Genomic DNA, 8,361 nt, shown 5'->3' on the forward strand with positions numbered 1-8,361 from the left:
TTGGAGCGTCGCGTATCCCCTTCGGGTTCGCAACGACGCTCTGACGCTCTGGATCGAAGCTGTCCGGAAGCGGGTTCAGCCCTGAGGGCTGAACATCGGGATGGGACCGAGGGGCAAGCAAAGCGAGGCGCCGGTTGGCTGCCTCGCTCGCTCTTTGGATAGTCTCCTTGCCGCGGTCGGCGAAGGCCGGGTGCGATGCCTGGGGTTCTTGAGATGCGAATGCAGGTTTGAATCCCGTCAACCTGCATCGTTGCTCGTGTTTCTAGCGTACCGGTCCGTAGGCTTGTCCAGCATGTCTGGAGCGGAAAACCGTCACGGGTTTCTGGCTTCTGTTTTTTCGCGCTCTGGCGGTTGATCGCAAGTGCCCGTCCAGTCAACACTGGGCGCCTGCAAACAGGAAACCGATCATGCCGAAGCTGATGTATGCGTCCACCTCTCCTTACAGCTCCAAGGTAAGGATGGCCGCGGCCTACGCCGGGATCGCGATCGATCTGGTGCCGGTCAAGACCGAGGACAAACCAGCCGAACTGATAGGCGCCAATCCGCTTGGCAAGATCCCGGTGCTGGTGCTCGACGATGGCCGTTCCATTCATGACAGCCGCGCCATCACCCAGCACCTCAACCGGATTTCGAAGAACGCGTTGTTTCCGCGCAATCCCGATAAGCGGCTGGAGGCGGAAGTGCTGGAGGCACTGGCCGACGGCATCTGCGATTGCGCGCTGTCGATGGTCTACGAGCGCCGCAACCGGCCCGAAGAGATGGTCTATCAGGCCTGGCTCGACCGGCAGTGGGCGAAGATCACCGCCGCGCTCGACCTGCTCAATGCCAACCCGCCGAAGCTGCCGAAGAAGATCACAGCCGGCCAGATGGCGCTGCGGGCTTGCCTCGGCTATCTCTCGCTGCGTTTTGCCGGCAAATGGGAAAAAGGCCGTGGCCGGCTGACGCGCTGGGCAGCGCGTTTCGACGAAAAATTTCCGGGACTGAAGTTCGCGATTCCGGCCTGAACGCCGGCCATAAAAAAGCCGGGCGCGAGGCCCGGCTTTTTCGTGTCGTGGCTTGAACGACTTAGAACTTCATGCCGAGGCCGAAGGTGACGCGGTTGTCGGTGGCCTTGACCTTGCCGATGCCGTCGAAGCTCTTCGAGCCGAAGTCCGTGTAGCGGTACTCGACACGGCCGAAGACGTTGTCGGTCAGCTTGATGTCGGTGCCGACGCCGGCGGTCCAGCCGATCATGGTGGCGCGGTCGCTGGCGTTGAGAACGGTGTCTTCCACCTTCAGGCTTTTGCCAGCGAGACCGCCGGTGCCGTAGAGCAGGATTTCCGGGGTCACGGCGTAGCCAAGACGGGCACGCAGCGAGCCTTCGAAGCCGCCCTTCGAGTTGATGCCATTGTCGTCACCCTTGACGCCGTTGTAGCCGAGTTCGGCTTCACCGCCGTACACGAAGTTCTCCTGCTGCCACTGATAGCCACCGAAGACGCTACCGACGAAACCCTTGGTGTCGGTCGAAACGTCGAAATCCTTCTCCTTGGTACGGCCGCTGAAGCCGTAGCCAACGTTAAGACCAGCATAGGGGCCGGCCCAGGATGCGACGGGCAGTTCGGCAACCGGTGCAGGTGCCGGGGGCTCTTCCTGGACGACGTCCGCAGCATAGGCGGTACCACCGAGGGCGAAGAGCCCGAGCGCCACGACCAGCGGTCGTGCGAATTTGAGATTGGCTTGCATTGTTCTTTACTCCTTAAGCCACAGGACACAGGCTTGTTTCTCACGATCGCCATCAACCCGTCCGGGGGGTGAAACGGATCTGGCGTTCGTCGGTTCCAAATGTCGTGTCAAAATGCGGCTGAAGCGAACCTGAACTTGGGTCATTACCCGGCGCGAATGAGGCAGAACCTTGACGTTGCATCTTCGCAACAGCGAAATGTCAGCAGCCATTTCATGCTGCGCTGCACACCGCTTGGTGCAAGGAGTCCAGCGTCCTATATTGCGTTCCGGCGCTTGCGACTCCAAGACGAGTCGGCATGCCGAACCGGGCCTCTCGCCACAATGCCGCCCCAAGTGCGAATGCCGTTTAACGCATAGCGGGCCATATTTCGTCGGCGTCGTGTTTTCGGGCCGAAATTGAGGATTGACAGCAGATGAGCAAGGCCATTGCCGCGGCCCTGGTGACGGGCGGGGCGAAACGGATCGGCAAGGCAATTGTCGAAGACCTCGCCGACCATGGTTTCGCCGTCGCCATCCACTCCAACCGCTCGCACGACGAAGCGGATGCCTTGGCCGCGGGGATCAACCAGTCTGGCGGCCGCGCCACCGTGGTCGGGGCGGACCTGACCGACATGAGCGCCGTCAGCGGCCTCGTCGGCCAGGCGGAGGCGGCGCTGGGGCCGATCTCGCTGCTGGTCAACAATGCTTCGCTGTTCGTCGACGATTCTGCCGAGGATTTCGACTGGCAGGCCTGGGACCGCCACTTTGCCATCCATGTGAAAACGCCGGCGCTGTTGGCGCGGAATTTCGCCCGCGCCTTGCCCGAAGGGCGCGAGGGGCTGATCGTCAACATCATCGACCAGCGCGTCTGGCGGCCGACGCCGCGCTACTTCTCCTATGCACTGTCGAAGTCGGCTTTGTGGACCCAGACGCAGATGCTGGCGCAGGCGCTCGGCCCGCGCATTCGCGTCAACGCGATCGGTCCTGGCCCGACACTGAAGAATGCGCGCCAGGATGATACCGATTTTGACGCACAGCTCGCTGGCCTGATTCTGAAGCGCGGCCCGGAATTGCCGGAATTCGGCGCCACCATCCGCTATCTGTGGGATGCGCGCTCCGTCACCGGTCAGATGATCGCGCTCGACGGCGGCCAGCATCTTGCATGGCAGACGCCCGATGTGACAGGCATGACGGAATGAGTCCTTTGGATCACAAAAACAAGGCGCGTGGCGGCGCCGACGACCTGCCTCCCGAAATCGACCTCGAGGACGAGGCGATCGAGGAGATCGTCGAACCGACAGGCCCGGATGTCGCCTTCACCGCCATCGACTGGACGCCGCATGCCGGCGATGCCGAAGGCATGGTCGGCGCCGAGGTGATTCAGACCTTGGTCAAACGGCTGCCCAACGCGCCCGGCGTCTACCGCATGATGAACGCCGCAGGCGACGTGCTCTACGTCGGCAAGGCGCGCAGCCTGAAGAAGCGCGTGACCAACTACGCGCAAGGCAGGTTCCACACCAACCGCATCGGCCGCATGGTGCGCGAGACGTCGACGATGGAATTCGTCGTCACCCGCACCGAGATCGAGGCGCTGCTGCTCGAAGCCAATCTTATCAAGCGCTTGCGGCCGCGATTCAACGTGCTGATGCGCGACGACAAGTCGTTTCCCTATATCCTTTTGACCGGCGACCATGTCTCGCCCGGCATCTACAAGCATCGTGGCGCGCGGTCGCGGAAAGGCGACTATTTCGGTCCCTTTGCTTCGGCCGGAGCCGTTGGCCGCACCATCAATTCGCTGCAGCGCGCCTTCCTGCTGCGCAGCTGCACCAACTCCTTCTACGAGAACCGCAACCGGCCGTGCCTGCTCTATCAGATCAAGCGCTGCGCCGGCCCCTGCACCGGCGAAATCTCGCATGAGGGCTATGCCGAACTGGTCGCCGAGGCGAAGGATTTTCTGTCCGGCCGGAGCCAGAAGGTGAAGACCGAGATTTCGGCCGCCATGCAGCAGGCATCTGAGGACCTGGATTTCGAACGTGCCGCCATCTATCGCGACCGGCTGGCTGCCCTGTCGCATGTGCAGAGCCATCAGGGCATCAACCCGGCGACCGTCGACGAGGCGGATGTCTTCGCCATCCATCAGGAAGGCGGCCAAGTCTGCATCCAGGTGTTCTTCTTCCGCACCGGCCAGAACTGGGGCAACCGCGCCTATTTCCCGAAAGCCGATCCTGCCCTGGAAGCGGCCGAGGTATTGGGCTCGTTCCTGGCGCAGTTCTACGACGACAAGCCGACGCCGCGCGCCATCCTCCTGTCGCACGCCGTCGAGGACCAGGAACTGCTGGCCGAGGCGCTCTCGACCCGCGCCGGCCGCAAGGTTGCGATCTCCATACCGCAGCGCGGCGAGAAGAAGGACCTGACCGACAACGCCCTCCAGAACGCCCGGGAGGCGTTGGGCCGCAGGCTGGCCGAAACGTCGACGCAAGGACGTTTGCTTGCCGGTTTCGCCGAGACCTTCGGCCTGGCCAAGCCCCCGGTGCGCATCGAGGTGTACGACAACTCGCACATCATGGGCACCAATGCCGTCGGCGCCATGGTCGTCGCGGGACCGGAAGGGTTTGTGAAAAACCAGTACCGGAAATTCAACATCCGCTCGGCCGAAATCACCCCGGGCGACGATTTCGGCATGATGCGCGAGGTGATGGAGCGGCGTTTCTCGCGGCTGCTCAAGGAACATGGCGATGTCGCGCCCGACGACGCGGCCTCGGTGGAAGCGGGCGATGATGTCGAGGACGACATCTCCGGCAGCTTCCCGGCCTGGCCCGACGTCATCCTGATCGACGGCGGCCAGGGCCAGATGACGGCGGTGCGCAAGATTCTCGCCGATCTCGGCATCGAGGACCGCGTCGTGGCGATCGGCATCGCCAAGGGCCAGGACCGCGATGCGGGCCGTGAGCGTTTTTTCGTCAAGGGCAGGGATTCGTTTTCGCTGCCGGTGCGCGACCCCGTGCTCTATTTCGTCCAGCGGCTGCGCGACGAGGTCCATCGCTTCGCCATCGGCTCGCACCGGGCGCGGCGAAAGAAGGAGATGGTCAAAAGCCCGCTCGACGAGATCGCCGGCATCGGCCCCGGCCGCAAGCGGGCCCTGCTGCTGGCATTCGGCACTGCAAAGGCCGTCAGCCGTGCCGCGATCGAGGATCTGAGGAAAGTCGACGGTATTTCCGAACAGGTCGCCAAACTGGTCTACAATCATTTTCATGAAAGTTAAAAAATTCGGCACTTTCAGCTGGCCAGTCGAATCTGGCCTGTTGACCCCCTACATTCGCTTCTGATTTGAGTACGCAGGCAGAAAGAGTCCACCAGATATGGCCCAGCGCGCGTTCAACCTGCCCAATATGCTGACCTACGCCCGCATCATCGCGGTGCCGCTGGTGGTGCTGTGCTTTTTTCTCGAAGGCCATCTGAAATCGAGCGACTTCGCCCGCTGGTCGGCGCTGGTCATTTTCCTGCTGGCGTCCGTCACCGATTATTTCGACGGCTATTTTGCGCGCGCCTGGCAGCAGACCTCCAATATCGGCAAGATGCTCGACCCGATCGCCGACAAGCTACTGGTCGCGACCTGCCTTTTGCTGCTGGCGGCTGACACCGATCGCCATGCCGGCATCGCCGGCTGGTCGCTGTGGGCGGCCATCATCATCCTGTGCCGCGAAATCTTGGTTTCTGGCCTGCGCGAATATCTGGCGGCGCTCAAGGTCTCAGTGCCGGTGACGCAGCTTGCCAAGTGGAAGACCACCATCCAGATGGTCGCCATCGCCTTCCTGCTGGCGGGACCGGCGGGTGACAAGATCTTCCCGCTGACGACGCAGACCGGCCTCGTGCTCCTGTGGATCGCCGCACTCGTCACGCTCTACACCGGCTACGACTATTTCCGCGCCGGGCTCAAGCACATCATGGACGAGTGAGATGACGACCCGCCTTATCTATTTTGCCTGGGTGCGCGAACGGATCGGCATGCCTGAAGAGGATGTCGAATTGCCCGCCGGTATCGAGACGGTCGCCGACCTGTTGCGCTGGCTGCAATCGCGCGGCGAGGGCTACGAACACGCGCTGCAATACCCCGACGTGATCCGCGTTGCCATAAACCAGGAACATGTCGACCACCGCGAAAAGATATCGGGCGCGCGCGAGATCGCACTGTTCCCGCCGATGACCGGAGGCTGACACCATGTCGGCCGTCCTGGCGCCGTCCGTGCGCATTCAGCGCGAGGATTTCGACGTCGCCGCCGAGATCGCCGGACTGACGCAGGGCCGCACCCATATTGGCGCGGTGGTTTCTTTCTCCGGGCTCTGCCGCGATGAGCAGGGCGTGCTCACGGCACTGGAGCTTGAACATTATCCTGGCATGGCTGAGGCCGAGATCGGCCGTATCGCCGCCGAGGCGGTTGAGCGCTGGCCGCTGCAAGGCCTCACCGTCATCCACCGTCATGGCAAGATTCGTCCGGGCGAGAACATCGTGCTGGTGGTGGCCGCCTCTGCCCATCGCCAGGCCGCGTTCGAAGCGGCGAACTTTCTCATGGATTACCTCAAGTCGCGCGCGCCCTTCTGGAAGAAGGAGCATCGCGCCGACGGTTCCGAAGGGGGTTGGGTCGAGGCCAAGGAAACCGACGCCCAAGCGGCAGAGCGCTGGAAGTCATCGCCTGAATAAATCAGTCGCAGCCATGTATTGACCGCAATCCTTTGGCCAATTGAGCAGACTTGGTCAGCCTAGGACATTGGCAGCCCGGGGCAAGGGAGGTGGTCATGCTGGACAGGCTCGCGGAGTTCTTCGTCTTCGGTTTCGTGCCTCTGGTCGTCGGCAGCCTGGCGGTGCCGGGACTGTCGGTGGCCGCCGAAAAGGTGGTGAGGGGCGAGGTGACCTATCGCGAGCGCATCGCCCTGCCGCCCAGCGCCGTGCTCTCCGTCCAGCTTGCCGATGTTTCATTGGCCGATGCACCGGCCAGGATCATCGGCGAGCAGACGGTCAAGCCGGCCGGCCAGGTGCCGATCAGCTTCGAGATCAAGTTCGACCCTTCGGTGATCCGGTCGCAGATGACCTATGCGCTGCAGGCGCGGATCACCGTTGACGGCAAGTTGATGTTCATTTCCGATGTGCGCCATCGGCTGGACCCGCAGACCGACGCGCCTCAGACCATCATGCTGAAAATCGTGGCGTCGGGCACCGAGCCGGCGGCTTCCGTCTTTGGCCAGATCTGGGTGGTCGACTATGTCGACGGCATTGGCGCCATCACCGCGCCGCGGGCGACGTTCAGGGTCAGCGAGGCCGGCAAGGCCGGCGGCAACGGCCCCTGCAACACCTATTTCGCCACCGCCAACGTCGATGGCCAGGCGATCGCCATCAGCGAGATTGGCTCGACCTACAAGGCCTGCGCCCCTGAGGTGATGGCCGAGGAAAGGGCCTTGTTCGATGCCTTGGCCAAGGCGGCGTCATACAAGGCCGATGCCGGCAAGCTCACTATCTCAGACAGGGACGGCCGCGACATCCTGCGTTTCAGCGCGGCGAGCTGATTGCCAATGAAAAAGGCCGGCGAAGCGCCGGCCTTTTCCAAATCAGACTTGATGATATTGGTTCAGCCGACGATCTCGGTGTCCGAGAACCAGTACTTGATCTCCTGCGCGGCGGTTTCCGGCGCGTCGGAACCATGCACCGAATTTTCGCCGATCGACAGCGCGTGCACCTTGCGGATGGTGCCTTCGTCAGCGTTGGCCGGGTTGGTGGCGCCCATGACCTCGCGGTTCCTGGCAATGGCGTTCTCGCCTTCCAGCACCTGGACGATCGTCGGAGCCGACGACATGAACTCGACCAGTTCGCCGAAGAAAGGACGGTCCTTGTGGACGGCGTAGAAACCTTCAGCCTCACGGCGGCTCATCCAGACGCGGCGCGAAGCGATGACGCGCAGGCCGGCGTCTTCGAGCATCTTGGTGATGGCGCCGGTGAGGTTACGCCGGGTTGCGTCCGGCTTGATCATGGAGAAGGTGCGTTCGAGCGCCATGGGGTTTCCTTGTCTGAGAAATGGAATTGAGAGTGGCGGGCTCTATACAAGCCGCCCGGCCCATTGCCAAGGGGTGAGGAGCGGTCCGCCAAGCGGACGGAAAGCCGATCGACTGGCTTCCAGAATGACGAGTGCCCGAAGCGGGACCGAAGGCTGGAACGCTGCGCACCTGTATGTCGGGCCGGCAAGCCGTCAGCCGAGATCAGACGGCTGCACAGCAACGCTTTGCTTGCTATAGTCGCGTGTCGGCGCCGCGCTGAAGTCGGCCCGAATGGAGACAACATGACCATGGCAGACGATCGTCAGGAGCGCATTCGCAACCGCGCACATCAGATCTGGCAGGAAGAGGGGCAACCGGCCGGTCACCACGAACGCCATTGGCACCAGGCGGCCGCCGACATCGATCGGGAGGATGCGGGCAAGCCGCCGGCAGCCAAGAAGGCACCCGCCGCCAGCAAGGCCAAAGCCGCTCCCAAGGAAGAAAAAACCGCCGTGAAAGCCAGCAAGCCGACGACGAGCAAGCCAAAGAAGGCGGCCAAGTAGGCCCGCTATCCCGCAGCTGATTTTCGCCACGAATAGACGGCGCGTCCACCTGCCCTCGCGGGCAGGGCAAGCG

General features: G+C 62.9%; 10 protein-coding genes. 8 read left to right on the plus strand and 2 right to left on the minus strand.

What is annotated here, in order from left to right:
• Nucleotides 1-407 precede the first annotated feature (407 nt).
• Nucleotides 408-1,004: a glutathione S-transferase gene (locus C1D09_RS23075; RefSeq protein WP_143976455.1), complete on the plus strand. Its 597-nt coding sequence runs from the start codon at nucleotides 408-410 to the stop codon at nucleotides 1,002-1,004.
• A gap of 61 nt (nucleotides 1,005-1,065) precedes the next feature.
• Here the strand turns inward: C1D09_RS23075 and C1D09_RS23080 are convergent, their stop codons facing one another.
• The gene (locus C1D09_RS23080; RefSeq protein WP_143976456.1) at nucleotides 1,066-1,722 is read right to left on the minus strand and encodes an outer membrane protein; all 657 of its coding nucleotides are present in this window, start codon (nucleotides 1,720-1,722) and stop codon (nucleotides 1,066-1,068) included.
• 413 nt (nucleotides 1,723-2,135) lie between these two features.
• Between C1D09_RS23080 and C1D09_RS23085 the strand changes: the two genes are divergently transcribed.
• The 6 genes from C1D09_RS23085 (at nucleotide 2,136) to C1D09_RS23110 (ending at nucleotide 7,260) form a co-directional block, all read left to right on the plus strand.
• Complete coding sequence (locus tag C1D09_RS23085) at nucleotides 2,136-2,900, plus strand: SDR family oxidoreductase (RefSeq protein WP_143976457.1); 765 nt, start codon at nucleotides 2,136-2,138, stop codon at nucleotides 2,898-2,900.
• Nucleotides 2,897-4,963 (plus strand): excinuclease ABC subunit UvrC, encoded by a 2,067-nt coding sequence (uvrC, locus tag C1D09_RS23090; protein WP_143976458.1) that lies wholly within the window; start codon nucleotides 2,897-2,899, stop codon nucleotides 4,961-4,963. Before C1D09_RS23085 ends, uvrC begins: the two co-directional genes overlap by 4 nt.
• A 97-nt stretch (nucleotides 4,964-5,060) precedes the next feature.
• Nucleotides 5,061-5,657: a CDP-diacylglycerol--glycerol-3-phosphate 3-phosphatidyltransferase gene (gene pgsA, locus C1D09_RS23095; protein WP_010915213.1), complete on the plus strand. Its 597-nt coding sequence runs from the start codon at nucleotides 5,061-5,063 to the stop codon at nucleotides 5,655-5,657.
• Nucleotide 5,658: 1 nt separating this feature from the next.
• Complete coding sequence (gene moaD / locus C1D09_RS23100; protein WP_143976459.1) at nucleotides 5,659-5,916, plus strand: molybdopterin converting factor subunit 1; 258 nt, start codon at nucleotides 5,659-5,661, stop codon at nucleotides 5,914-5,916.
• 4 nt (nucleotides 5,917-5,920) lie between these two features.
• The gene (locus C1D09_RS23105; protein WP_143976460.1) at nucleotides 5,921-6,400 is read left to right on the plus strand and encodes a molybdenum cofactor biosynthesis protein MoaE; all 480 of its coding nucleotides are present in this window, start codon (nucleotides 5,921-5,923) and stop codon (nucleotides 6,398-6,400) included.
• Between the two features lie 95 nt (nucleotides 6,401-6,495).
• Nucleotides 6,496-7,260 (plus strand): YbaY family lipoprotein, encoded by a 765-nt coding sequence (locus C1D09_RS23110; protein ID WP_143976461.1) that lies wholly within the window; start codon nucleotides 6,496-6,498, stop codon nucleotides 7,258-7,260.
• A gap of 62 nt (nucleotides 7,261-7,322) precedes the next feature.
• Here C1D09_RS23110 and ndk read toward each other — a convergent pair whose 3' ends face one another.
• Nucleotides 7,323-7,745 carry a nucleoside-diphosphate kinase gene (gene ndk, locus C1D09_RS23115; RefSeq protein ID WP_095770647.1) on the minus strand — a complete coding sequence of 141 codons (423 nt, stop codon included), beginning with the start codon at nucleotides 7,743-7,745 and terminating at the stop codon, nucleotides 7,323-7,325.
• A 282-nt stretch (nucleotides 7,746-8,027) separates the two neighbouring features.
• Here ndk and C1D09_RS23120 point away from each other — a divergent pair, with 282 nt between their 5' ends.
• The gene (locus C1D09_RS23120; RefSeq protein WP_143976462.1) at nucleotides 8,028-8,288 is read left to right on the plus strand and encodes a DUF2934 domain-containing protein; all 261 of its coding nucleotides are present in this window, start codon (nucleotides 8,028-8,030) and stop codon (nucleotides 8,286-8,288) included.
• The last annotated feature ends 73 nt before the right edge of the window (nucleotides 8,289-8,361 follow it).

The sequence above is a fragment of the Mesorhizobium intechi genome, assembly GCF_002879535.1.
Lineage (GTDB): Bacteria > Pseudomonadota > Alphaproteobacteria > Rhizobiales > Rhizobiaceae > Mesorhizobium > Mesorhizobium intechi.

Excerpts from the sequence above, each read along its gene's own strand:
- C1D09_RS23075 (WP_143976455.1), top strand. The coding sequence starts at position 408 with ATGCCGAAGCTGATGTATGCGTCCACCTCTCCTTACAGCTCCAAGGTA.
- C1D09_RS23080 (WP_143976456.1), bottom strand. The coding sequence starts at position 1,722 with ATGCAAGCCAATCTCAAATTCGCACGACCGCTGGTCGTGGCGCTCGGG.
- C1D09_RS23085 (WP_143976457.1), top strand. The coding sequence starts at position 2,136 with ATGAGCAAGGCCATTGCCGCGGCCCTGGTGACGGGCGGGGCGAAACGG.
- uvrC (WP_143976458.1), top strand. The coding sequence starts at position 2,897 with ATGAGTCCTTTGGATCACAAAAACAAGGCGCGTGGCGGCGCCGACGAC.
- pgsA (WP_010915213.1), top strand. The coding sequence starts at position 5,061 with ATGGCCCAGCGCGCGTTCAACCTGCCCAATATGCTGACCTACGCCCGC.
- moaD (WP_143976459.1), top strand. The coding sequence starts at position 5,659 with ATGACGACCCGCCTTATCTATTTTGCCTGGGTGCGCGAACGGATCGGC.
- C1D09_RS23105 (WP_143976460.1), top strand. The coding sequence starts at position 5,921 with ATGTCGGCCGTCCTGGCGCCGTCCGTGCGCATTCAGCGCGAGGATTTC.
- C1D09_RS23110 (WP_143976461.1), top strand. The coding sequence starts at position 6,496 with ATGCTGGACAGGCTCGCGGAGTTCTTCGTCTTCGGTTTCGTGCCTCTG.
- ndk (WP_095770647.1), bottom strand. The coding sequence starts at position 7,745 with ATGGCGCTCGAACGCACCTTCTCCATGATCAAGCCGGACGCAACCCGG.
- C1D09_RS23120 (WP_143976462.1), top strand. The coding sequence starts at position 8,028 with ATGACCATGGCAGACGATCGTCAGGAGCGCATTCGCAACCGCGCACAT.